Below are 23,027 nucleotides of genomic sequence, written 5' to 3' on the forward strand. Positions count from 1 at the left end.
CGATCGGGAGCCCCGTCATGATCGCCCGCCCGGCCGCCCGGCACAGCGCCGAGCGTCCGGAGACGATCATCCGGAGAACGGTGCCACCATCGCGCGTACGGCCTTCTCGAACCTCAGCGCCTGGTCGCGGTCGGCGGTGAACGCGATGGGCCTGCCCCTGCGGTAGGCGGCGAGCGGCCCGGCCGGGGGCCGGTCGATGAGCGCGGCGATCGGCGGCACGGCCTTGGCCACCGGCTGGGCGAACAGGGCCGACATCACCCGTATGAGACCGCGTACCGGCTGCCGGAAGGGTTCGAACAGCCCGGTCGCCACGAACAGCGGGTTGTAGAGCACGTAGCTCGTCCGCTCGGCGGCGTAGACCGAGGCCAGCAGCTCCCCGGCCCTGGCGCCCTGCATCGTCACCTTGAAGGGCCGGTAGTCCCTGGTGAACTGCAGGTCGTCCCAGTGGATCCGTCCCGCGCGGATGCCCCCGACGCCGCACAGGTTGACGATCACGGGCGCCGGCGCCCTCTCCAGGGATTCGCGCAGGCCCTCGGCCATCAGCCAGCGGCTGAGCACGGACAGGGCGAAGGTGTGCTCGAACCCCTCCTCGGTCTCGACCCTCGCCAGGTTGTACCTGAAGGCGCCGAGCACCAGCGCGTCGATCACCGGGTGCTCGTCGCGGAGCCGCTCGACCAGGTCGCGGGTCTGCCGGATGGAGCTGAGGTCGGCCTGGACGAAGCGCGCCGCGGGCACGTCCTCGCGCAGACGCCGGCCGCCCGCCTCGCCACTGCTCACGGCGACGACCAGGTCGCCCCGCTCCGCGTGGTGCCGGGCGAGTTCCTTCCCGATGCCGCTCGTGCCGCCGGTGATCACGATGGTCCGTCGCATAAGTTGAGACCTTCCTCAAGTTGAGATTGGCCTCAACTTAAGCGAGGATTCCCGGTATGCGCAAGGACGCCCTCCACAACCGCGAGCGTCTCCTCCTGGCGGCCAGGCGGCTCTTCGCCGACCGGGGGCTCGACGTGCCGCTCGAGGAGATCGCGCGGGCGGCGGGGGTGAGCATCGGGACGCTGTACAACCGCTTCCCCACGCGCGCCGAGCTGGTGGCGGCGGTGTTCGAGGACCGGGTGGCGACGGTCGCCGGCCTGGCCACGAGCTCACTCGCGATGGACGACGCCTGGGAGGGGTTCGTCGCGTTCGTCACCGGCGTGTGCGAGCTGCAGGCCGCCGACCTCGGCTACAACGATCTCGCCGTACGCGGCGCCACGGCCGACACCGGCGCGGGGTACGCGCTGATGCGGCGGATCGTCGAGCGCGCCCAGGAGTCCGGCGACCTGCGGGACGACGTCACGCTCGACGACATGGCGTTCGTGATCTGGGGGGTCGCGGCGACCGTGCGCGCGACGTTCCGCGTCGCTCCCGGCGTCTGGCGGCGGCACCTGGCCCTCACCCTCGACGGCCTGCGCGCCGGCGCGGCCCATCCGCTGCCCGTCCCGCCCATGTCGCCGTCGCAGACGCGTGCCGCGATGGGTGAGTGCTGAGGGAGGACTTCGCGAGTCACGGCCTCCGGAGATCCTGTTCTGCATTCGCCGTATCAAACGGCTATTTTTCGGCTATTTCATACCTCCGGTCCGGCAAACGGCACTCAGCCGTCAGCGGTAACCCCCCTTCGCGACATCCGCCCTTCAACTTCAAATGCCTACACTTTGCCGGTGATCAGTAACAAAAGGGGGACTCGTTACGACACCGGACCGAAACAGATGTTGTTTACGTTTGCCTGGACCGATGATTCCTAGGCAAAGACGTGAGGCGGTCATCGCCCGCATACATTCAGGACACGTCTCTTCGGGATGAGATTCGAGGCTCGCAAGGACCGGCGGTGCCCAGCCACCGGTCGTACGAGCGACTTCTGATCCGACCTGCCCGAATCCCGTTGACCTGGGCCGGGATTTCGGTGGCTGGACCAGCGGTTCTCAGCCTCGCTCACCATGTCATCACCGCTGCTCACGGGGCTGGTCGAGCACGGGGGAACACAAACCCACGCGAACTTTATTCCAGGCGAAGTTTCTCGGCCCAGTGAGAAGAATCACATTTAGAGCCGATGTCGCCACTCAAGTCATTCTTACCGGCGTACCGCCGGAGATCACACCCGAAGTGGCACCGGAATTCCCGGGAACCCGCCATGGGTGTTCACGGCGTCGCGGCACGGTAAACCATCGGAGGAAAATCCTTTGTCAGCACGATTCAAGCAATTCATGTCCGCGCTGGTCGCGGTGGTGTTCGTCGTCCTGATGGCGGATACGGCACACGCCGATTTCAATCCCATCGGCACCGAACCCGATGTCCCCTACGTCCAACCGGCGGACGCAAGCATTCCCAAGCGAGGCTGTGCCACCACACTGTCCGACCCCGCGAACGCCGCGGGGAGTGTCCCTGCGGTCCAGGTGATCTATGCCTGGCACGAGGAGTCCGGGAACCACTACGAGGACTTCGTCGAGAAGATCGCCAAGATCGTCGACCGGGTGGACTGGTCGCTGGACACGTCCACGAACTACGACCAGCACGTCAATCTGAGCTGCCGGACCGGCTACGACACCGGCGGCTACGCGGGTTACGCACGCGCCCTCGTGGTGCCGGAGAAGATCGAGAACGGGGTGATCGGCGGCGAGACCGCCGCGGACGTCGTCGAGGACGATCTGGTGGCTGCGGGCTACGACCCCACCAACCGTACCTACATGGTGTTCGAGGACTTCGACGGGACGGCTCAGGCCTTCTGCGAACTCCTCTGCGTCGCGGCGACCGACGACTGGGACAGCGCGACCATGCTGCACGAGTTCATCCACCTGTTCGACGTCGACCACGCCAAGGTCACCGAGACGGTCCTCCATGAGGACGCCGACGTCATGTCCACCCAGTGGCACACCTGGCAGGTGGACCAGGAGTTCAACAACTACTACGACCCGAGCGAGACCACGGCCGTGTTCTACACGAGCGCCTATCCGCATCCTCGCAAGGCCAACCTCGCCACCTGGTCGATGCTCACCCCGCCGGTCTGCTGCGACGTGGGGTACAGCAACGACCTGCTGACCGCGCAGGAACGCACGATCGAGGCGGACGCGCCGTATGGGTACCCCACGGGCTTCACCTTCTCCGGCGGCGGATGGCCGCAGGTCACTTCCCCCGGAACGGACAACCAGGTGTCGGCCCGCTACTACGACGGCCGGCGGTCCCTGACCGTGAACGTCCAGTCGTGGGCCGAGGGGATCCTGTCGGTCACTCGCAGGCCCCAGGTGACGCCGGGGCAACGGTACAAGTTCTTCGTCCGGCTGACGACCGCCACCTCCGGCGACGTCAAGCTGCGGCTCTCCTGGTACAACGCGTCGAACGCGCTCATCTCGAACGGTGACGGCTCGCTCCACGCCCTGACCTCCGATTGGGCGGAGCACAACGTCTCGGCGATCGCACCGGCCGGCGCGGCAACCGTGCAACTGTCGGTGGTGAGCCCGAACGGCCAGTCCTTCGCCTACGTGGCGGACAGTCTCCAGCTCAACCGTTGTGACAACACGCGGACCACCGACGGGTGCCGGCTGGACAGCGGCCTGCCCACCCCCTGACAAGGGCCACGGCGTCGATTCGCTCTCCCGGCGCCGTGGCTGTTCTGCGCGATCTCCGGCCCGCCGGTCCCGCTGATCGGGTCCGGCGGGCCGGGTTCGCGCTCCGGGCGGCACCGCTCGTCGCCGTCCTCTCCTCCGCCGGCTCGACGGTGACCGGGTACGGGCGCCTCAACCTCAGATCAGGCCGAGGGCGAGCATCGCGTCGGCGACGCGCTTGAAGCCGTCGATGTTGGCCCCGGCCACGTAGTTGCCCGGCATGCCGTACTCGGCGGCGCTCTGCAGGCAGCGGCCGTGGATGTCCTTCATGATCTCCTGAAGGCGGTGCTCGGAGAACTCGAAGGTCCAGGAGTCGCGGCTGGCGTTCTGCTGCATCTCCAGCGCGCTGGTGGCCACGCCGCCCGCGTTGGCGGCCTTGCCCGGGCCGAAGGCGACACCCGCCTCCTGGAAGATCCGGATGCCCTCCGGCGTGGTGGGCATGTTGGCGCCCTCGCCGACCGCGACACACCCGCCGCGCACCAGGGATTCGGCGTCCCTGCCGGTGATCTCGTTCTGGGTGGCCGACGGTATCGCCACCTCGCACGGCACCTCCCAGATGCTCCGCCCCGGCACGAAGGACACGACGCCGCCGCGGCGCTCGGCGTAGACGTCCATCCGCAGGCGCTCGATCTGCTTGACCTGCTTGAGCAGGTCAAGGTCGATGCCCTTCTCGTCGACGACGTACCCCGAGGAGTCGGAACAGGCGACCACGGTGCCGCCGAGCTGCTGCATCTTCTCGATCGCGTGGACGGCGACGTTGCCCGAGCCGGAGACGACGACGCGCTTGCCCTCGAAGGAGGTGCCGCGCGCCTTCAGCATCTCGTCGACGAAGAACGCGCAGCCGTACCCGGTCGCCTCGGTGCGGACCTGGGCGCCGCCGTAGCCGATCCCCTTGCCGGTGATCACCCCGGACTCGTACCGGTTGGTGATGCGCTTGTACTGGCCGAACAGGTAGCCGACCTCGCGCTGGCCGACGCCGATGTCCCCGGCGGGGACGTCGGTGTACTCGCCGATGTGCCGGTAGAGCTCGGTCATGAAGCTCTGGCAGAAGCGCATGACCTCGCGCTGGGAGCGGCCCTTGGGGTCGAAGTCCGAACCGCCCTTGCCCCCGCCGATCGGCAGGCCGGTCAGGCCGTTCTTGAAGATCTGCTCGAAGCCGAGGAACTTGACGATGCCCAGGTAGACCGAGGGATGAAAACGCAGTCCGCCCTTGTAGGGCCCGAGGGCGCTGTTGAACTCGACCCGGAAGCCGCGGTTGATGTGCACCTCACCCTGGTCGTCCTCCCACGGCACCCGGAAGATGATCTGCCGCTCCGGCTCGCAGATTCGCTCGATGATCTTGGATTCGGCGTACTCGGGGTGCTTGCCGAGGACCGGCCCGATGCTCTCCAGAACCTCGCGGACGGCCTGGTGGAACTCGGCCTCCCCCGGGTTGCGGCGCAGGACGCTGTCGTAGATCGAATTCAGTTTCTCGTGCAACATCACGCGTCTTTCCGGTCGTGGGTTCACGAACTGCGATCCGGGCCTTCGAGGCGAGCGACTCACATCCTTGATCGGCCCATGTTGAGACCTTCTTACCCCAGCAGGGGGATCCCAGATCAACCCCGCGGTTGACGACCCCGCGGGGGCCCCACCCCTACCTTCCTGGCTGACAGACCGTCACAGTCCCGCACAGGCAGGGAGAATCATGTTCAAAAACTCAAAGGACTCGGCCGACTTCCGGCGCGTCGCCTCCGGCGTGTTGCTGATCGCCGCCCCGCTGCTCCAGCTCGCCGCCCTCCTCGTCGACCCCGGAACCTGGGGCGACGAGCGCGAGGCGGTCAGCTACGGCGCCGACCCCGTGCTGTCCCAGGTGCAGTCGGTGCTCTACCACTGGTCCTACCTGCTGGCGGGCCTGTCGGTCTTCGGCCTGCTGCACGTGATGCGCCGCCGCGCCGTGGTCTTCGGGCACCTCGCGGGCACCCTGACCATCCTCGGCTACGTCAACGGGTCGGCCCTGCTGATGACCGACCCGGTGGAGTGGTGGCTCGGGCGGCACCACACCCCCGCGGAGAGCGAGAGGATCCTCGGCGAGATGCTGGACCTGCCCGGCGTCGTCTTCGGCTTCCAGATGCCGTGGCTGTTCTTCGCGATCTTCGGCCTGCCGGTCCTGCTGATCGGGGTCTGGCGGGCCGGGTTCGCGCACTGGGCGGTGCCGCTCGTCGCCGTACTGTCCTCCGCGGGCTCGATGGTGACCGAGTACGGGCCCGTGACGGTGCCGTTCTGGGCCGCGACGGCGGGCGCGGTCGGCTGGGTCGGGGTGAGGATGCTCCGGATGAGCCGCGAGGAGTGGATCTCGTACTACCCGACGGCCGCTCCCGGCCGGACCACACCCGACTCGTACGCGAACACCACCGCCTGAGCCCGGTCGCGCAGGTGGAGCTTCATCAGCACCCGCGCCACGTGGGTCTTGACCGTGGCCTCACCGACGAAGAGCTTCCCGGCGATCTCGGCGTTGGTCAGGCCGCGCGCCAGGGAGCGCAGCACCTCCAGCTCGCGCGGGGTGAGGTCGGCCAGCTGCGGCGGGGGCGCGGGGTCGTGGCGTCCGGCGAAGGAGGCGATGACGCGGGTGGTGACGGCCGGGTCGAGCAGGGCGTCCCCGGCGACGACGACCCGGATGGCCTCCACGAGCTGCTCGGGCGGCGAGACCTTGAGCAGGAACCCGCTGGTCCCGGCGCGGAGCGCGGCGTAGAGGTTCTCGTCGGTGTCGAAGGTCGTCAGCATCACGACCTTCGGCGGGTCCGGCCGGCCCAGCAGCTGCCTGGCGGCGGTGAGGCCGTCCATCCGCGGCATCGAGATGTCCATCAGCACGATGTCGGGCCTGGTGCGGCGGACCACGGCGAGGGCCTCGACCCCGTCGGGGGCCTCACCGACCACCTCCAGGCCGGGCTCGCTCTCCACGAGGAGTTTCAGCCCGGCGCGGACCATCGCCTGGTCGTCGGCGATCACGACGCGGATGTTCACGTCTCCTCCTTGTCAGGCGGCTGGACACCTCGTTCCGGGGCCGGGCGACCCGCACCCGCGGGGCCGGGAAAGGGGGAAGGAGAACCGCCATGCGGGGAGACTAAAGCCTGGTGACCGTCTTGCCCATAGGACAAAACGCCCGGACAAGCCGCTCACAAGTGGGACACAAGTCAGCGGATCAGGACGCCGGGAACGACACACTCCGCACGAACCGGTTGGCGACCGCGTCGTCACACCTGCCGGAGGAGCAGAAGTAGATCAGGAGAGCGGGCTCGTCCTGCCGTTCGACGACCCAGCCGGTGAACTCGAGCTGGCCGCCGCGCTGCGGGTCGGCGATCGTCCCCTGCAGGCGCGAGGCGTTTCGCCCGCCCACGCTCACCTGGACGACCTGGGAGAAGACGCTGACCGTCCCGGGAAGCGAGGACTGCAGGGTCTCCTGCAACTGCTTGGCGCCGCTGAGCGGGTCGAGGGTGTCGAGCGTCTGCGCGTAGAAGCCGGTGGCGTCCTGGGGGGCGTCCTTGATGATCTCGTTCGCCGCGGCCCAGTCGGCGGTGACGGGCGTGGCGAACAGCGCGCGGAACTGCTCCACCTTCGGCGAGGCCGCCACGAACACGTCGGCGTGCGGCTCGAGGGTCCAGGTCCCGGGGTACTGGAAGGCGACCGGCACCGCGGACGAACCCTCGTACGCCACCCAGGTGTCGTCGCCGCGCAGGAACGTCGCGAGCACCGCCACCAGCGCGACGATCGCCGTGATCGCCACGGCCGCGCCGATGAGGATGCCCTTCCCGCCGTACGCGGGCTTCTTCTTCGGCACCTTCCGCGCGCCGGACGCCTCGGTCGTCTCGGACGTCCTGGACGCCGCCGGGGCCGTCGGCGCGTAGGGGGCCTGCACGAGCTGGTACGGCTGGCCGGCGCCGCTGATCGCGTCGCGCAGTTCGGCGATGAACTGGCCGCAGGTGTCGTAGCGCTGCTCGGGCGACTTGGCCAGGGCCCGCATCATGACGCCGTCGACCTCGAGCGGCAGCTCGGGACGAAGCGTGGTGAGCGGCGTGGGGGTCTCGGCGAGATGCGCCCAGAGCAGGGCGATCTCGTTGTCACGCTGGAAGGGCAGCCGCCCGGACAGCGCCTCGTAGACCACGCAGGCCAGGCCGTACTGGTCGCAGCGGCCGTCGATGTGCTCCTTGTTGATCTGCTCGGGCGACATGTATCGGGGGGTGCCGATGAACTGGTTGGTCTGGGTCAGCCCGGAGATCGAGGTGCGGTGCTTGGTGATGCCGAAGTCGGTGAGATAGGCGTGGTCGCCCTCGGTGTGGGCGGCGATCAGGATGTTGGCGGGCTTGACGTCGCGGTGGACCAGGTCGTGGGCGTGCGCGGTGTCGAGCGCGGCGGCCACCTGGGCGAAGATCCGGCTGACCTGGCTGACCGGCATCAGGCCCCGGTCGTAGAAGAGCTTGCGCAGGTCGGGGCCGTCGACGTAACGCATCGCGATGTAGAGGGTGCCGTCGTCCGCGCTGTCGGCCTCGTAGATCGGGATGATGTTGGGGTGGTCGATGCTCGCGACCGTGCGCGACTCCAGCACGAAGCGCTGGCGGAACCGGTCGTCCTCGCCGAGCAGCGGATTGAGGATCTTCAGTGCCACCCGGCGGTTGAGCCTGGAGTCGATCGCGAGATAGACGACGGCCATGCCGCCCTTGCCGATGATGTCCTCGATCTGGTAGCCGGCCACTTCCCGGCCGATCAGCGCCCTGTCGTTCACGGACATCACGTCTTGGTCGGCTGGCCGCAGTAGGCGCAGAAGCTGTGGGCGGGGCCCAGCCGCATCCCGCAGCCCGTGCAGTATCTCTGCACCACCGTGTCGCCGGGTTTCGTCCCCGGCCCCGTGGCGGCACCCGGCCCCGTGCTGTGGCCGGGAGCCGTGTTGTGGCCCGGATCGCGTGCCACCAGCACCGGCTGGCCGGGGGTGGAGGAGATCTTGGGCAGCGCCGGGAAGGAGCGACCGACGACGACCGTGGAGTCGGCCTGCTCGTCGAAGGCCGGTCGCGGTGGCGCCGGTATCGGTATCGGTGGCGAGGTCGGGACCGGGGGCCGGGTCTCCGCGGTCGGACCCGGCTCGGGCTCGGGATCGGGGTCCTGCGACCCGCGGCGCCAGAGCAGGATCGCGGTGGTCAGCACGGCCAGCACCAGCAGGCCGCCGCCGACGAGGAACGGCCACAGGGGCGGGCCCCCCCGGGGCAGGTCGGTGGAGGTGGCCGCCCCCTTGGTGCCCTCGTCCTCGGCGGTGCCGCGCTTGGCCTGCGACGTCTTCAGGTGCGCGGCCGCCACGGTGTGGCCCGGGTAGAGCTCCAGCACGCGCTGGAAGGCGGGGACGGCGTCACCGTAGTAGTGGGTGTGGAAGCGGGTCAGCGCCTGCTCGAAGGCGGCGTCGATCGGGCCTCTGGCGGGCGCGACGTCCGCCTCGGCCAGGGCCTTGGTGACCTCGCGGATGCCGATCATCCGGGCGTCCTTGCCGCCGCCGATCAGCATGCCGACGACCTCGCCCTTCTTGTCCTCGATCACCGGGCCGCCGAGCAGGCCCTTGTCGACCAGGGCGCCCAGCTTCTCCGGCTCGTTGACCTTGTTCTCCGGGTCCTTGAACTCCCGGCCGCCCTCTACGGCGCCGCCCGCCCGCAGGTGGGCGATGTCGACGGTCTCCGGCAGGTTCGCGGCGGGCCGCCCGGTGAACCCCGCGACCGCCACCGGCGACCCCTCCTTGGCGGGCACCGCGCCGGCGAGCGGGGCGGTGGGCAGGCCCGCGCTCCCGTCGGCGCGGCCGACGGGCCTCAGCACCGCGGGGCTGTCGGGTTTGTCACCGGTGCGGGCGATCTCGGCCTTGAACCCCTCCTTGTCGGCGGAGGAGATGTTGGGGAAGACCGTGATCTCGGTGGTGACGTCGATGATGCAGGTGGCGGTGGGCTGCTTGGGCGGGTAACACTCCTGCAGGTGGTGGTTGAGCTGATCGTCCTTGAGCTTGTGCCGCTCGAAGTCCTCGGGGATCTTGACCTTGTGGTGCGCGGCGAAGATCTTGTTGGCGGCGTAGACCCGGACGTCGCGGTCGCTCTTGACCACCCGGGTGAGGGTGACCATGCCACCCTCGGGGTTGATCACGGTGCCGGTGCCGCTGCCGATCGGCACCTCGTAGGAACGCTCCACGTGAACCAGCTCGCCGATGTGGTCGAGCAACGTGATGTCGACCTTCGCCGTCGCCTCGATCCTGACCACCGCGGGGGTCACCAGGTCGGTGATTCCACTGGGGTGCTCGTGAGCCAGGGCGGGGGTCACCCCGGCGATCACCAAGGAGAGCCCACCGAACACCACCAGCGCCGAACCGAACCGCCGCATCGCCACTCCCTACCGGGGATAGGACCAGGGTCGCAAACGAGGGTGAATAAGTGAACCGTCCAGCCCCGAGGGCTTGACTTTCTTTTCCGCCATCACCAGTGAAAGGCCATGAGCAGGGCATCGCCACCCCGTCCTGACCATCCCGTTTTACGGCCTATCGTCACGCCCACGCCCCGTCGCGGACAGTTACGCAAAGTCTAATCCTGAGCGGACCCCCGGCGCGACAACGTATACCGTACGAAGATCGGTCCGCAGGAGAAGCCCGCCCTCTCGGGCTCGGTCGCCTCAGCTTCGGGGACGCAGCAGCACGGCGGGATCGAAGGAGACCTCGAACGGGGCGAGCAGGTTCGCCACCTCTCCGGCCTCGTGCTTCTCCGCCGCCTTGTACTCGTCACCGGCGAGCTCGTGAACGTGGACGGACGGCCCCTCGGACAGCTCGATCCGCCAGTAGGCGGGGATCCCGGCCGCCGCGTAGGCGGCCCTCTTGAGGTGGCGGTCTCGTGCCTGGGTGCTCGGGCTGACCATCTCGACGGCCAGGAGGATGTGGCGCGGCGCGAACATCAATTCCGTCTCGTCGACGGCCCCCGCGGACACCACGACAAGGTCGGGGATGAAGGAGTCGCGCCTGCTCACCCGGAGGTTGACGTCCGGCAGCGGCTCGAACTCCGGCGGCGCGGCGTCTTCGAGGATCAGGAGAAGACGCGCGATCGCACGCTGGTGCAGGGGGACAGGAGAGGGACTCACCAGCAGGCTCCCGTTGAAGAGCTCGTAGCGGTTCCCGTCGTCGGGAAACGTGAGCAGGTCGTCGACAGTGAACGGCGGCTCTCCGTGGAGAACCGTCCGCCTGGTCGTCGGCTCCGTCGTCGCCATCGCGGTCACCTGCTCAGTATCGGGAGTCTCGCCCTCGCCCACATGCTACTTCCCGCAATCTCCCTACTTTAAGTAGCCGATGTGTCACGTTCCGCCCATCGCCGGGCGCCCTGGCGGACGGCGGTGTGCACGGCGCGGGCGATGCGGGCGCCCCAGGTGGAGCGGGGGCCGCCGAAGAGCTCCTCGGGGCCGCCGGGAGCGCCGGGAACACGATCGGGGGCGGCCACGCAGACGGCGTCGGAGGCGGTCCCCGTGCAGGGGAAACCGGCCTCCAGCAGGGCCTGGGTCTTGGCCTCGGTCACCGTCATGACCGCGTTGACCAGGGCGGCGTCGCTCATGGCGACCGGTACGGCGACCGCGATGTTGATCGTTCCCGGCAGGAACACGGGGGCCAGCTCGGGGTCGGCGGCGCCTTCCGGGGCGGCCGCCCAGGTGGGGACGCGCAGGCCGACGGTCGCCACGACCTCCGCTCCCCCGTCGCGGGCCCGGGTGAAGTGGTCGACCGATGCCGCGGTGAGCATGCCGACCCCGGGTCCCGGCGGGGCCAGCTCCAGCAGGTGGTCCACCGGGTCCATCCGCGAGTATCCGGCGACCACCTGCGCGTTGAGCAGCCAGGCGACCGGGCCGATGCCGCCGCCGACCATGGCCGAGGAGATCGCCCGCCAGCCGGGGCCGAACTCCCACAGCAGCGCGGCCAACCGGGCGCCGTCCTCGTCGCGGTGGCTCAGTCTCAGGGACGATCCGTGTGGGCCCCGGATCCGCCCGGTGGCGTCCAGGTGCGCCTCGAACCCGCTCACGAACGCCTCCGGCGCGTCACGGCCCCGCTCAAGGGCGCTCCAGGTGGACCTCGGGCCTGCCGCCGGGACCGGCCGCGACGCGGACGCGGGCGTCGAAGTGCTCACCGATCAGCTCCCCGGTGAGCACCTCGGCAGGGGTGCCGGAGGCGGCCACCCGGCCGCCCGAGAGCAGCATCATCGAGTCGGCGTACTGGCCCGCGAGGCTCAGGTCGTGCAGGGTCGTGACGACGGTCAGCCCGTCGGCCAGCCGGAGCCGGTCCACGAGCTCCAGCACCTGTTGCTGGTGCCCCAGGTCGAGGGCCGTGGTGGGCTCGTCGAGCAGGAGCACCGGGGCCTGCTGGGCCAGCGCCCTGGCGAGCACGACGCGCTGGCGCTCGCCGCCGGACAGGTGGGCGAGCCGCCGCGCGGCGAGGGAGGACAGGTCCAGCCGCTCCAGCACCGAGGCGGTCACCTCGCGGTCGTGGCGGCTCTCGCGGCCCAGGTAGGTGATGTACGGGGTGCGGCCGAGCAGGGCGTAGTCGAACACGGTCATGTCGGCCGGCAGCGCCGGGGACTGCGGGGCGCAGGCCAGCAGCCTGGCCCGCTCCCTGGGCTTGAGTTGTCTGAGCGGCACGTCGTCGACGAGCACCTCGCCCTCGAAGGGCAGCACTCCCGCCAGGGCGCGCAGCAGCGTCGACTTGCCCGCGCCGTTGGCGCCGATGACGGCGAGCCAGCCGCCGTCCCGTACGTCGAGGCCGACGCCGGACAGCACCGCGCGCCGGTCCATCACGACCGACAGGTCCCTCACCACGAGGTGGCTCACCGGTCTCCCCTCCGTTTCTCCCCTTCGCGCGGCTTCTCCTCGCGCGGCTTCTCCTCGCGCGGCTTCTCCTCGCGCGGCGCGCGGGTCCCGGTGGCGCGCTCACCGTGCGGGCGGGCCGGCGCCCTCCCCCCGCCGCTCGCGCGCGGCGTCACGTCTCCACCCGGCGGGTCACGCGCAGCACGGCCACGAAGAACGGCGCGCCGACGAAGGCGGTCACCACCCCGATGGGCAGCTCGGCGGGGGCGAGCACGGTCCTGGCGACCAGGTCGGCGAGGATCAGGAAGGCGGCCCCGCCGATCAGCGAGATCGGCAGCACGATCCGGTACGACGCCCCGGCCAGGCGGCGGACCACGTGCGGCACGACGAGGCCGACGAAGCCGATCAGCCCGCTGACCGCGACGGCCGCCGCGGTGGCCAGCGAGGCGGCGAGCAGGACGACGAGGCGGACGCGGGCGGCGTTCAGTCCGAGGGTGACCGCCTCGTCGTCGCCGACCGAGAGCACGTCGAGGAGCCTGCCGTGCAGCAGCATGACCACCACCGAGACGGCGGCGTACGGGGCGACGAGCGTGACCTGGGCCCAGCCGCCGCCGACGTCGCCGAGGATCCAGGCGTAGATGCGCTGGAGTTCCTCCACCCTGAGCTGCTGCAGGAACGTCTGGATCGCGGTGAGGAAGGACGTGACCGCGACGCCCGCGAGGACCAGCGTGGCGGTGCCGCCGCCCCGGCCCGCCGCGCTGCCCAGCGCGTAGGCGAGCAGCACGCCGCCGACGGCCCCGGCGAAGGCCGCGGCGGGAATGCCGATCGCCTCGATGTCGCCGCCGGTGAAGACGATCGCCGCTGTGGTCGTCAGACCCGCGCCCGCGGCGGCTCCCAGCAGGTAGGGGTCCGCGAGCGGGTTGCGGAAGACGCCCTGGTAGCCGGCTCCGGCGACGGCCAGCAGGCCGCCGACGATCGCGGCGAGCAGGACCCGGGGCAGCCGCAGCTCGGTCAGCAGGCCCAGCTCGACCGGGGCCAGCCCCGAGTCCACCGAGACGAACGGCAGCCAGTCGAGCACCTGGAGCATCACGCCGCGCGGCGCGATGCCCGCCGCGCCGGCCAGCAGCCCGGCGAACATGCTCGCCAGGAGCACGCCCACGGCCGAGAGCGTCACCAGCGGGCTCAGCCGTGCCGCCTGCCTTCCCCGACCACCGGCCTCCCAGGTCACACCGGTGCCGGTGTCCGTGCCGGCGCCTTCACCCGTACCGGTGTCCGTACCGGGGGACGACGGCTCCGGGGACGCGTCTCCGGGACTCACCGGGTGCCCGGGGCGGATGCCTCGTCCTTCGGGGCGGGGGGAGAGCATTTCTCGTTTCTTCTTGACGCCGGTCAGCCTGCCGCCACCTTCTGGACGGCGTCACCGATCTGCCTGGCGAGGTCGACGACGCGCGGGCCCCAGCGGGAGGCGACGTCGTCGTCGAGGAGGACGACCTGGTCGTTCTTGACGGCGGAGAGCTTGGACCAGCCGGGGCGCTTGGCGAGGGTGTCCCTGGACTGGCCGCAGCACTTGGTGTCGGCCAGGAAGACGAGGTCGGGGTCGGCCTTGGCGACGAACTCGGCGGAGAGCTTGGGGTAGCCCCCGGCCGCGTCGGGAGCCTCGTCGGCGATGTTGGTCATGCCGAACAGCCCGTAGATCTGTCCGATGAAGGTGGTGGAGGTGGCCGAATAAGGAGTGGTGTCCAGCTCGTGGTAGTAGGTGAGCTTCGCATCCTTCGGCGCGGCGGCGGTGATCTCGTCGAGCTGCTTCCTCATCCCGGCGACGAGCTCGGCGGCCCTGTCGCCGTTGCCGGTGGCGGCGCCGAGGTCGGTGATCTGGTCGTAGGCCTCGTCGAGCTTGGTGGCGGCGGGCTCCAGCAGCACGGGGACGCCGACCTTGCCCAGCGCCGCCACGACGCTGTCGGCGTCGTTGGCGACCACGACCAGGTCGGGCTTCCTGGCGATGATCGCCTCCACGTTCGGCTTGAAGCCGGACAGGTCGCTCTTCGGCGCGTCGGCGGGATGGTTGGACTGGTCGTCCACCGCCACGACCTGCGGTCCGGCGCCGATCGCGAACAGGCTCTCGGTGGCACTCGGCGACAGCGAGACGATCCGCTCGGGCCGCTTGGCGACGGCGACGGGGCCGTTGCCCGCCTCGACGGTGACGGGGAATCCCGCCGCCGAGGGGGTGGCCGCCGCGGTCGCGGAGCTCGCGGAGGCGGCGGGGGGCGAGGCGGAGGTGCTCTGGCCGCATCCGGCGAGGGCCAGCGCGGCGAGCAGGGCACCGGCGAGGGCTGCGGGGGCGGCGGGGGCAGCAGGGGCAGCAGGGGCAGCGAGGGCAGCGAGGGCGCTGCGTACGGGCCTCACACGAGGTCCTTTCAGTTGCCGGAACCGAGGGACCCAGGAAAGACGGGTCACCCTTTTCCACGAGGGTCGGCGTCGACGCGGCGGAGGCGACCTGGCTCGACCCCTGAGGGCCATGACAGTTGCGGGACAGCGCCGGGCTCACACCGGACTTCGCTCACGCCACGCGTCAGAGGAACGGTATCAATCCCCCCGAAGGTCCTCCCAGGGTCCCCGGGGTCAGGGGGTTTTCGGCCCGTGTCCTCCGGCGAACCGTCCTCGACCCGAGCCGCTCCTCAGCCCGTTGCTCCTCGGCTGAGTTGCTCCTCGGCCCAGTTGCTCCTCGACCGGTTGCTCCTCAGCCGAGTTGCTCCTCAGCCGAGTTGCTCCTCAGCCGAGTTGCTCCTCAGCCGAGTTGCTCCTCGGCGGCGGCGATGATCTCCTGCAGGCGCAGGCCGTGCGCGGCGTCCAGCGGGTGGCCGCCACCGCGCCGTACGGTCAGCGCGAACTCGGCGAGCATGAGGGAGAAGACGTCGGAGCCCAACCGGGTGCCGTCCAGGGACTCCCTGCCGAGACGCCCGTAGATCTCGACGTCGGAGGGCGGGTTCTCCCCCGGCACGCTCATGCACAGCGACGCCTCGCTGACCGCGCCGGTCTCGTGCTCCAGCAGCAGGCCGACCCAGCCCAGCGGGTTACCGTGCGCCCGGACCCCGACGACCCTGCCGAGCGCCACGTCGAGCATGTCGATCATGTGCGGGCCGACGTCGAGGATCGCGCCGCGCTCCAGCCGCCAGGAGGTGGCGAAGGCTCCGCCGAGCATCGCGCCGGAGATGTTGGCCGCCCTTCCGCCGAACGGCTCGATGGCCGAGACCCTGGCCAGGAAGGCACGGGTGGCGGGCGAGTAACGCCAGGTGAGGACCATCTGCGAGGCCACCCCCGCCTCGGCGACCGCCTCGGCCAGCCGCCGGGCTCCGTCCAGGTCGGCGGCGAGCGGTTTCTCCAGCAGCAGCGCCTTGCCCGCCTTGGCGGCACGCACCCCCAGCTCGGCCTGGACCGCGGGCGGCACCGAGAACGCGACCGCCTCGCAGTTGTCGAAGAGTTCCTCGATCCGCTCGAAGACCGGGGCGCCGAACCTGGCCGCGGCCTCGGGGCGACGAGCCCACACGCCCGCCAGACGCGTGTTCGGACCAGCCGCCAGCATCGGCGCGTGCACCATCTCGGCCCACGGTCCGGCGCCTACCAGACCCACAGATAACGTCACCGATCCAGTTTCGCACGCTCTCCCACCGTGATCGCGTGCCCCGGAGGGTGTTCCGCGCCCCGCCGCCGGCGCGCTACCGACACGCCACCGGTATGCCACCCGTATGCCACCGGCGGGTCACCGGCGAACCATCCGTACCGGCATGATGGGAACCACGATGAACCAGATGACTCTGCTGCGGCACGGCGAGACCGAGTGGAGCCGGGACGGCCGGCACACCGGGCTCACCGACCTGCCGCTGACCGCCAAGGGCGAGGACCAGGCGCGGGCGCTGGCCCCGCTGATCGCGGGCCGGACGTTCGACCTGGCCCTGGTGAGCCCGGCCAGGCGCGCGAGGGACACCGCCGAGCTGGCCGGGATCGGCGACCCCGAGACCGAGCCCGACCTGTGGGAATGGGACTACGGCGGGTACGAGGGCGTCACCACCGCCACGATCCGCGAGAGCCGTCCCGGCTGGTACCTGTGGCGCGACGGTGTCGTCCCCGGCGACTCCGGCCATCCCGGCGAGAGCGCGGAGCAGGTCGGCGCCCGCGCCGACCGGGTGATCGCCCGCGCCAGGGCGGTCGAGGGGGACGTGGTCGTGGTCGCCCACGGGCACTACCTGCGGGTGCTGTGCGCCCGCTGGCTCGGACTGCCCCCGCAGGACGGGCGTCTGTTCCGCCTGGACACGGGGACCTACTCCCGGCTCGGCTTCGAGCACGGCGAGCCGGTGGTCCTCGCCTGGAACGCCCCCGTCTGACCCCGGAAGGGCCGGGGCCGGAGAGCGGCCGGGGGCGGGGAGGGCGCCGCGAGGAGAACCCCGCGCCCCTGGCCCGCGGGAAACCTCCCGGCCCTCGCGTCCCGGCCGGGCTCGATCACGCCGTACGGCGAGGAGATCTCGTTCAGGCGGCGAGCTCGACGGGCTGGGGGCCCCTGCCCGTCAGCCATTCGAGGACCTTGCGATGTCCGTGGCAGGCGTCCTCGAAGTGACCCCAACGCCAGTAACGCGGCTGGTCGCGCACTCCGGTGACCCATGTGCGGTAGGACACCGGAGTGGGCGTACCCTCCCCGGTCGCCGCCGAGGCGACGCCGTAAGTGCGGATCACGACGCGCCCGCCTGGTGCGAACAACACGTCGTCGGCAACCGGATACAAGGTCATCTGGTCGAGCACGGTTTGAGCCCCCAATCACTGTGATCTCAAACTCTTCCGTGCCGATCCACTCCCCCGGTTACGTCACAAGCGCGCCACGGTTAACCTGGCGGCCCTGATGTAAAAACGGTGTTACACCGTTAAACCGTCGAACTCCCCATCCTTCACCCCGAGTACCAGGGCGCGAATCTCATCCCGCGTGTAGATCAGGGCAGGCCCCTCGGGGAAACGCGAATTACGGACCGCGATGCTGCCGTCCGACAGCTCGGCCAGTTCGACGCAGTTACCCGTCGAGTTGCTGTGGCGGCTCTTGCGCCAGCTGGCCCCGGCAAGGTCAGTGGCGGGCATGCCGTTGTAGGTCTGCTTCATTTACATCTCTCTGAGAAGGTCGCCGAGGATCTCGGCGGTGCCCCCGGGCGTGGTGCTTTCCACGCACAACTGCTCCATGGCCGTGAGATATGGATCGATATCCTCACGTTTATCCAGGTAGAGGGCACCCCAGAGCTGCTCGACATAGACGACGTCCGACAGGTCGGACTCGGGAAACCGCAAGATGCTGAACGCACCACCCTCGGCCGCGTGCATGCCGAATCGAAAGGGCATCACCTGAAGGGTGATGTTGGGAAGCGAGGACACTTCCAGCAGGTGCTGGAGTTGTTCACGCATGATCTCCTTGCCTCCGATGGGACGCCTCAGGGCCGCCTCGTCGATGACCGCCCACAACCGGGGGCCGTCTTTCTTCGTCAGGCGATCCTGCCGCTGCATGCGCATATGCACACGACGCTCGATCTCCGCCTCCGGCACGTCCGGGTAGCCCAACCGGATCACGGTGTGCGCGTAGGCGGACGTCTGCAGCAGGCCGGGAATGAACTGCACCTCGTAGGTGCGGATCATGTTCGTCGCCTCCTCCAGCCCCACGTAGGTGGTGAACCAGTGCGGCAACAGGTCGCCGTACTTGTGCCACCAGCCCGGGGTGTTCGCCTCGCGGACCATCTCCAGCAGGCCGCGCCGTTCTGCGTCGTCGAGCACGCCGTACAGGGTGAGCAGGTCTTCCACGTCACGTGTCTTGAAGCCGACGCGGCCGAGTTCCATGCGGCTGATCTTGGACTCGGAGGCGCGGATGTGAAATCCCGCGGCCTCACGGGCGAGTCCCTTCTCCTCACGCAGCCGGCGCAGGCTCGCTCCGAGCATGATTCGCCGAACAGTGGAACCGGTACCGGGCGGATCCATGGACACGTGGTGCTCCTCGCTCGCTTTCCTGATCGACAGTCTGTCACTTCGTGACCTAAGAATCCTCGGCCACGACCAAGATCCCCTTTCGTCCGTAATCACCCAATCATGGGTAACGGTAGCGGTTGCACACACCTTATGCACGTGCATTCGCTCTTGCACCTGCACGGGAGTTTGCAGCATGATGGCGGCTGTGCAGTCCGCCCAAACCGCGCCTCCCCGAGCGTCAACGTCATGGACGGCGCTCGACTGGTGGCCCCCCGCCGGCTGGTGGCCCGATTCCGCGCGCGATCTCCTTTCCGGATCCCCGGCAGCCATGGCCAGCGCCACCTTCGTGCTCCCGCCCCACGCCGAGTCCGTCCACTCCGCCCGCAGCTTCGCGACGGGCACTCTCACCGGATGGAGCCTCGGTGAACTGAGCGAGAACATGGAGCTGGTGGTCTCGGAGCTCGCGACCAACGCCTTCAGACACGGCCTGAGACTGGCCGAGTCACGGGCCAGGGAGCCGATCCGTCTCTCCCTGCTCCGGCGCGGCGGGCTGGTCGCCTGCACGCTCAACGACCCGGGAGCCGGCTTCCCCGCGCTCCGCGATCCCTCTCCCCTCGACATCGGCGGTCTCGGGCTGCACATCGTCGAGTCGCTGAGCCTCCGCTGGGGCTGGGCACCACTGGCCCCGTACGGCAAGATCGTGTGGGCCGTCCTCAGAACGGGCCTCCCCGAGGAGCCCGGCCCCCTCGACCACCCGTAGCTCCCTCACCGCCCGCAGTCCCTCCGGGCGATCCGCCGAACCGGCCCCCTTCCCCCGGCCGGCCCGCGGAACGCCCTCCGGTCCGCCCGTACCCCCCGGCCCCCAGGTCCTCCCCGGGCCCGACGACCTTCCCCGCCTTTCCAGGACCTCCACCGAACCCCTTCCGGACGGCGCCGCCCCTTCCCCTTTCAGAGGCGCCGATCGGTCCCGGGGCCGCCACCCCTCCCGCCTCGCGGCCCCGGGACCGATCAGAACCGGACGGAGAGCTCTATAACGCATCGCATTCTGCGCGGTAGATGCCGTCAGAGATGCCCTCTGCATTACCGTGGATGTTTATGGCTCACGGAGAGTCCCCGCGCGAGATTCCTGAGAGAGCTGCGAGATGGACGATCACCTGCTCGGCTGGTTGAAAACCCTCGACGAAGAACGGCTCGCCCGAGTTCTGGCCAACCGGCTGGACGCCATCGCCCCACCGTGGCCGCGCCGCCTGGACACCCTGGCGCAGCGGCTGGGCAACGGGTTCGCGGTGATGGAGGTCATGCGCGGGCTGCCGCTGCCCTCCCTGGAGGTGGCACAGGCGTCACTCGCCCTCGGCGAGCAGGCCGGGCCGGAGACGGTCGCCCGGTTCATGGGCGTGCCCGAGGCCGAGGTGTCGCCCTGGCTCGACCTGCTGTTCGACCACGCGCTGGCGTGGCCGGACGGCGAGGGCCGCATCCGGGTGGCGGAGGGGGTCGCCCGGTGGTGGGCGGCGCCCTGCGGGCTCGGTGAGCCGCTCCCCCACTATCTGAACTCCTGGACGGTCAGCGCCGACGCGCTGCGCGGGCTGGCCAGGACGCTCGGCCTGCCGCACGGCCCCAAGCGGCGCACGGTCACCAGGGTCACCGAGATCCTCTCCGACCCGGCGCGGGTGACCGCGCTGCTGGAGAGGGCCCCGGAGGGCGCGAGGCGGCTGCTGGACGAGTTCGCCTGGGACGGCCCGGTCCGCGACGTGGACGGCGGCAGGTTCGTGGTGCCCGGCGCCCCCGAGAAGTGGGCGGCCGACCACGGGCTGCTCTTCCGTCCCAGCTGGAACGTGGCCGAGATGCCCCGCGAGGTGGCGCTCGCGCTGCGCGGCCCCGACTACCACCCGCCCTTCACCCCCGCCCCGCCCGACCTCGCCACCATCCCCGTCGACCCCGAGGCCGTCGACCACCTGATGACGCTGGCCGCCCCGCACGTGGTGGAGCGCTGCGCCGCCATGCTGGAGAACACCGCCAAGTTCCCGCTGCCGCTGCTCAAGGCGGGCGGGGTCGGGGTGCGCGAGGTCCGGCGGGTGGCCAAGGACACCGGCTGCGACGAGGACGAGACCCGGCTGCTGCTCGAGGTCTGCGCGGTGGCCCGCCTGCTGGCCTGGGACGAGTCCGCCGGCGGGCTGGTGCCCACCGAGAAGTTCGACCGCTGGCGGCTGGACGACGCCGCCGCCAGGCTCAGGGTGCTGCTGTCGGCGTGGTGGCGGATGGAGCGCTCGTCGCTGCGGAAGGTCGACGGCAAGTACGGCACGGTGCTCGGCGACGACCCGGCCGGAGCCATGGTCGCCCGCGCCCGGCGGGCGCTGCTCGGCGTGCTGGCCCGGCTGCCCGCCAGCACGGCGTGCACCGACCGGGCGGGGCTGGTCAGGTCCGCGCACTGGCACGCCCCGCTGCTGGACCAGTCGCTGCTGGCCGAGTGCGCCCCCGCCGTGCTGGAGGAGGCCCGCGTGCTCGGGCTGGTCGCCCTCGACACGATCACCGACCTCGGCCGGGCGATGGCCGGGCTGGACGCCTTCCCCGGCGACGAGATCGACGACTCCTCGCCCATCGTGGAGAACGACCCCGTGCTGGTCGAGTGCTCCACCAGGGCGCTGGCCAGCGTGCGGCGCAGCGCGCTCTTCGGTGCCGACCTCACCGCCGTGGTGACCGGCCCGCCCGCCGGGGAGCTCGCCGAGCTGCTCGACCGGACCGCGGAACGCGAGTCGCGGGGCGCGGCCTCGGTGTGGCGGTTCACCCCGGCCAGCGTGCGCCGGGCCATGGACTCCGGTTACACCGCCGAGGGCCTGCTGGCGGACCTCGCGGAGGTGGGCACGGTGCCGCAGCCCCTCGACTACCTGATACACGACGTGGCCAGGCGGCACGGCGAGGTCACGGTGACCACGGTCGCCTGCATCGTGCAGGCCTCCGACCCGGCACTGCTCGCCGAGATCGCCGGGCACCGGCGGCTGGGCAGGCTGGGCCTGCGGCTGCTCGCCCCGACCGTGCTGGCCAGCTCGGTGCCCGCCGACAAGACCCTGGCGGCGCTGCGGGAGAACGGCTACGCGCCGGTGCCGATCGAGGACACCGGTGAGATCACCATCCGCAGGGCCCGCGTCGAGGAGCCGCAGAACGGGCGGCTGATCCTGCTTCCCGGGGGCCGGGTGGCCGAGTTCGAGCAGCCTTCGTACCCGCTGGTGGAACCGCCTCCCGACCCGCACGAGCATGCCCAGCGCCTGCTCGTCGCCGAGGGCGAGGCCTCCCAGTCCGTCGGCAGGACGTGGGCGGTCATCGGCCGGATGGCCTCCCGCCTGCCGACCGCCCAGCAGTCGCTGCTCGGCTTCGTCGTCGACCGCGGCGTACGGGCGGCGATCACGCTGACCGACGGCCTGACCGCCACCATCAGCCACGGCGAGCTGCGCAGCGGCGTGCTCGACGCGTGGTGCGAGGAGGCGGGCGACTACCTGGAGTTCCCGCTGGCCGACATCGTCGAGGTCCGCGGCACCTACGCCTGATCCGGTTAGAGCTTCTTGGCCTTGGCGAGATCGGTGTGGAGTCGCTCCAGCACGTCGGCGTAGCCCTGGTAGCTGTAGCGCTCCTCGGCGTGCCACTGGTAGACCTGCCCCGCCTTGACCGCGGGCAGCGCGGCGAAGGTCGGCTTCTTCTTCATCTCCTCGGGCCGCATCGACTGGGTGCGCGCGTCCACCAGGATCACGTCCGCCTCGTAGGTGTCGGCGTTCTCCCAGCTCAGGGTCTGCCAGAAGCCGCCGTCGTCGACCTTCTCCGGCACCACCAGGTCCAGGCCGAGCTCCTTGAAGTAGCGCACGTCCGCGTGGTCGTCGGGGTTGGCCACCCACATCGCCTCCGGCCCGCCCGCCATGACCAGGACCTTCAGGCCCTTGGCCTCGGGGGTGGCGAGCGCGGCCGAGGCGGCCTCGAACCTGGCCTTGGCCTCGGTCACCCCGGGGGCGTCGAGATCGGCGCCGAGGGCGGCCGCGACCTGCCCGTACCTCTCGATGAGCTTGGGCACCGACGCCCCGATCAGGCTGACGCCGAGGGTGGGCGCGACCTGCTCGATGGTGGAGGCGGACTTCTGCGGCACGTACCAGAGGGCGTCCTTGGCGTACATGCCGCTGATCAGCAGGTCCGGCTGGAGCGAGATGTACTTCTCGACGTTGAACTCGTCCCACACGTTGCCGATGGACTCGACCTTGGTGATGTCGACGTCGCCGACCTGGGGGTCCTTCGTGCCGTCCTTGAGCTTGTGCGGCCCGAAGACCGCGACGGGGCGGACCCCGAAGTCCCAGAGCGCCGCGGCGGCACCGACCTGGGCGACGACCCGGGCCGGGCGCTCGGGCACCTCGATCTTCTTTCCACGGTCGTCGGTGAAAGTCCACGGACCCGCCGTGAGGGAGGCTGCGGCCGGGGAGCCGACCGGCGCCGCGGCCGTCTCCGCACCGCTGCCGCACGCGGCCAGGACGAACACGAGACCGAGGCCCGCGGCCATGAATCCCCGCCGCGGCAGGACAGGTAGGGACATTTACGACTCCAAAGGCT

21 protein-coding genes are annotated in these 23,027 nt (G+C 70.5%); 6 read left to right on the plus strand and 15 right to left on the minus strand.

Annotated features, from left to right (window positions below; translation table 11 throughout):
* Positions 1–66 precede the first annotated feature (66 nt).
* Entirely contained in the window at positions 67–870 is an 804-nt protein-coding gene (locus AB0F88_RS03340; RefSeq protein WP_362676847.1) for an SDR family NAD(P)-dependent oxidoreductase, read from the minus strand.
* Between the two features lie 56 nt (positions 871–926).
* On the opposite strand from AB0F88_RS03340, the gene AB0F88_RS03345 reads away from it, so the two are divergent.
* Together AB0F88_RS03345 and AB0F88_RS03350 are read left to right on the plus strand one after the other, a co-directional pair.
* Positions 927–1,523 (plus strand): helix-turn-helix domain-containing protein, encoded by a 597-nt coding sequence (locus AB0F88_RS03345; protein WP_362676849.1) that lies wholly within the window; start codon positions 927–929, stop codon positions 1,521–1,523.
* Positions 1,524–2,213: 690 nt separating this feature from the next.
* Entirely contained in the window at positions 2,214–3,596 is a 1,383-nt protein-coding gene (locus AB0F88_RS03350; RefSeq protein WP_362676851.1) for a hypothetical protein, read from the plus strand.
* Positions 3,597–3,770: 174 nt separating this feature from the next.
* Here AB0F88_RS03350 and gdhA read toward each other — a convergent pair whose 3' ends face one another.
* Positions 3,771–5,114 (minus strand): NADP-specific glutamate dehydrogenase, encoded by a 1,344-nt coding sequence (gene gdhA / locus AB0F88_RS03355; RefSeq protein ID WP_362676854.1) that lies wholly within the window; start codon positions 5,112–5,114, stop codon positions 3,771–3,773.
* Between the two features lie 205 nt (positions 5,115–5,319).
* Here gdhA and AB0F88_RS03360 point away from each other — a divergent pair, with 205 nt between their 5' ends.
* On the plus strand, positions 5,320–6,033 hold the full coding sequence (locus AB0F88_RS03360; protein WP_362676856.1) for a hypothetical protein: 714 nt from the start codon (positions 5,320–5,322) through the stop codon (positions 6,031–6,033).
* On the opposite strand, the gene AB0F88_RS03365 is transcribed toward AB0F88_RS03360, so the two are convergent.
* The 9 genes from AB0F88_RS03365 to AB0F88_RS03405 all read right to left on the minus strand — a co-directional run bounded on the left by AB0F88_RS03365 (position 5,973) and on the right by AB0F88_RS03405 (position 16,098).
* Positions 5,973–6,635, minus strand: a complete 663-nt coding sequence (locus tag AB0F88_RS03365; protein WP_362676858.1) for a response regulator transcription factor — start codon at positions 6,633–6,635, stop codon at positions 5,973–5,975. The two genes, AB0F88_RS03360 and AB0F88_RS03365, sit on opposite strands and share 61 nt — an antisense overlap.
* 178 nt (positions 6,636–6,813) lie before the next feature.
* Positions 6,814–8,397, minus strand: a complete 1,584-nt coding sequence (locus tag AB0F88_RS03370; protein WP_362676860.1) for a serine/threonine-protein kinase — start codon at positions 8,395–8,397, stop codon at positions 6,814–6,816.
* The gene (locus AB0F88_RS03375) at positions 8,397–10,013 is read right to left on the minus strand and encodes a hypothetical protein (RefSeq protein ID WP_362676862.1); all 1,617 of its coding nucleotides are present in this window, start codon (positions 10,011–10,013) and stop codon (positions 8,397–8,399) included. The genes AB0F88_RS03370 and AB0F88_RS03375 overlap by 1 nt, the downstream gene beginning before the upstream one ends.
* A gap of 285 nt (positions 10,014–10,298) precedes the next feature.
* Complete coding sequence (locus AB0F88_RS03380; RefSeq protein ID WP_362676865.1) at positions 10,299–10,883, minus strand: Uma2 family endonuclease; 585 nt, start codon at positions 10,881–10,883, stop codon at positions 10,299–10,301.
* A gap of 68 nt (positions 10,884–10,951) precedes the next feature.
* Positions 10,952–11,617: an adenosylcobinamide amidohydrolase gene (locus tag AB0F88_RS03385; RefSeq protein ID WP_362677930.1), complete on the minus strand. Its 666-nt coding sequence runs from the start codon at positions 11,615–11,617 to the stop codon at positions 10,952–10,954.
* Positions 11,618–11,708: 91 nt separating this feature from the next.
* Entirely contained in the window at positions 11,709–12,482 is a 774-nt protein-coding gene (locus tag AB0F88_RS03390; protein WP_362676867.1) for an ABC transporter ATP-binding protein, read from the minus strand.
* Positions 12,483–12,630: 148 nt separating this feature from the next.
* Positions 12,631–13,824 carry an iron ABC transporter permease gene (locus AB0F88_RS03395; protein WP_362676869.1) on the minus strand — a complete coding sequence of 398 codons (1,194 nt, stop codon included), beginning with the start codon at positions 13,822–13,824 and terminating at the stop codon, positions 12,631–12,633.
* 23 nt (positions 13,825–13,847) lie between these two features.
* Complete coding sequence (locus AB0F88_RS03400; protein ID WP_362677932.1) at positions 13,848–14,774, minus strand: ABC transporter substrate-binding protein; 927 nt, start codon at positions 14,772–14,774, stop codon at positions 13,848–13,850.
* A gap of 469 nt (positions 14,775–15,243) precedes the next feature.
* Complete coding sequence (locus AB0F88_RS03405; protein WP_362676871.1) at positions 15,244–16,098, minus strand: Gfo/Idh/MocA family oxidoreductase; 855 nt, start codon at positions 16,096–16,098, stop codon at positions 15,244–15,246.
* A gap of 157 nt (positions 16,099–16,255) precedes the next feature.
* Between AB0F88_RS03405 and AB0F88_RS03410 the strand changes: the two genes are divergently transcribed.
* Positions 16,256–16,837, plus strand: a complete 582-nt coding sequence (locus tag AB0F88_RS03410; RefSeq protein WP_362676873.1) for a histidine phosphatase family protein — start codon at positions 16,256–16,258, stop codon at positions 16,835–16,837.
* 142 nt (positions 16,838–16,979) lie between these two features.
* Here AB0F88_RS03410 and AB0F88_RS03415 read toward each other — a convergent pair whose 3' ends face one another.
* From AB0F88_RS03415 to AB0F88_RS03425, 3 genes are all read right to left on the minus strand, one after another.
* Positions 16,980–17,183: a hypothetical protein gene (locus AB0F88_RS03415; RefSeq protein WP_350970701.1), complete on the minus strand. Its 204-nt coding sequence runs from the start codon at positions 17,181–17,183 to the stop codon at positions 16,980–16,982.
* Positions 17,184–17,360: 177 nt separating this feature from the next.
* The gene (locus tag AB0F88_RS03420) at positions 17,361–17,597 is read right to left on the minus strand and encodes a DUF397 domain-containing protein (protein WP_329092568.1); all 237 of its coding nucleotides are present in this window, start codon (positions 17,595–17,597) and stop codon (positions 17,361–17,363) included.
* Complete coding sequence (locus tag AB0F88_RS03425; protein WP_362677934.1) at positions 17,598–18,458, minus strand: helix-turn-helix transcriptional regulator; 861 nt, start codon at positions 18,456–18,458, stop codon at positions 17,598–17,600. It lies immediately after the preceding gene.
* A gap of 316 nt (positions 18,459–18,774) precedes the next feature.
* Between AB0F88_RS03425 and AB0F88_RS03430 the strand changes: the two genes are divergently transcribed.
* Together AB0F88_RS03430 and AB0F88_RS03435 are read left to right on the plus strand one after the other, a co-directional pair.
* The gene (locus AB0F88_RS03430; protein ID WP_362676876.1) at positions 18,775–19,206 is read left to right on the plus strand and encodes an ATP-binding protein; all 432 of its coding nucleotides are present in this window, start codon (positions 18,775–18,777) and stop codon (positions 19,204–19,206) included.
* A gap of 382 nt (positions 19,207–19,588) precedes the next feature.
* The gene (locus AB0F88_RS03435) at positions 19,589–21,985 is read left to right on the plus strand and encodes a helicase-associated domain-containing protein (RefSeq protein ID WP_362676878.1); all 2,397 of its coding nucleotides are present in this window, start codon (positions 19,589–19,591) and stop codon (positions 21,983–21,985) included.
* Positions 21,986–21,990: 5 nt separating this feature from the next.
* Here the strand turns inward: AB0F88_RS03435 and AB0F88_RS03440 are convergent, their stop codons facing one another.
* Positions 21,991–23,010 carry an ABC transporter substrate-binding protein gene (locus AB0F88_RS03440; protein WP_362676880.1) on the minus strand — a complete coding sequence of 340 codons (1,020 nt, stop codon included), beginning with the start codon at positions 23,008–23,010 and terminating at the stop codon, positions 21,991–21,993.
* Positions 23,011–23,027 lie beyond the last annotated feature (17 nt).

It is taken from the genome of Streptosporangium sp. NPDC023963, assembly GCF_040639135.1.
In the GTDB taxonomy this organism is placed as follows: Bacteria; Actinomycetota; Actinomycetes; order Streptosporangiales; family Streptosporangiaceae; genus Streptosporangium.

What these genes read in the sequence shown, in the direction of transcription:
- AB0F88_RS03340 (WP_362676847.1), bottom strand. Translation starts at nt 870, where the DNA reads ATGCGACGGACCATCGTGATCACCGGCGGCACGAGCGGCATCGGGAAG.
- AB0F88_RS03345 (WP_362676849.1), top strand. Translation starts at nt 927, where the DNA reads ATGCGCAAGGACGCCCTCCACAACCGCGAGCGTCTCCTCCTGGCGGCC.
- gdhA (WP_362676854.1), bottom strand. Translation starts at nt 5,114, where the DNA reads ATGTTGCACGAGAAACTGAATTCGATCTACGACAGCGTCCTGCGCCGC.
- AB0F88_RS03360 (WP_362676856.1), top strand. Translation starts at nt 5,320, where the DNA reads ATGTTCAAAAACTCAAAGGACTCGGCCGACTTCCGGCGCGTCGCCTCC.
- AB0F88_RS03370 (WP_362676860.1), bottom strand. Translation starts at nt 8,397, where the DNA reads ATGTCCGTGAACGACAGGGCGCTGATCGGCCGGGAAGTGGCCGGCTAC.
- AB0F88_RS03375 (WP_362676862.1), bottom strand. Translation starts at nt 10,013, where the DNA reads ATGCGGCGGTTCGGTTCGGCGCTGGTGGTGTTCGGTGGGCTCTCCTTG.
- AB0F88_RS03380 (WP_362676865.1), bottom strand. Translation starts at nt 10,883, where the DNA reads ATGGCGACGACGGAGCCGACGACCAGGCGGACGGTTCTCCACGGAGAG.
- AB0F88_RS03395 (WP_362676869.1), bottom strand. Translation starts at nt 13,824, where the DNA reads ATGCTCTCCCCCCGCCCCGAAGGACGAGGCATCCGCCCCGGGCACCCG.
- AB0F88_RS03410 (WP_362676873.1), top strand. Translation starts at nt 16,256, where the DNA reads ATGAACCAGATGACTCTGCTGCGGCACGGCGAGACCGAGTGGAGCCGG.
- AB0F88_RS03420 (WP_329092568.1), bottom strand. Translation starts at nt 17,597, where the DNA reads ATGAAGCAGACCTACAACGGCATGCCCGCCACTGACCTTGCCGGGGCC.
- AB0F88_RS03425 (WP_362677934.1), bottom strand. Translation starts at nt 18,458, where the DNA reads ATGGATCCGCCCGGTACCGGTTCCACTGTTCGGCGAATCATGCTCGGA.
- AB0F88_RS03430 (WP_362676876.1), top strand. Translation starts at nt 18,775, where the DNA reads ATGGCCAGCGCCACCTTCGTGCTCCCGCCCCACGCCGAGTCCGTCCAC.
- AB0F88_RS03435 (WP_362676878.1), top strand. Translation starts at nt 19,589, where the DNA reads ATGGACGATCACCTGCTCGGCTGGTTGAAAACCCTCGACGAAGAACGG.
- AB0F88_RS03440 (WP_362676880.1), bottom strand. Translation starts at nt 23,010, where the DNA reads ATGTCCCTACCTGTCCTGCCGCGGCGGGGATTCATGGCCGCGGGCCTC.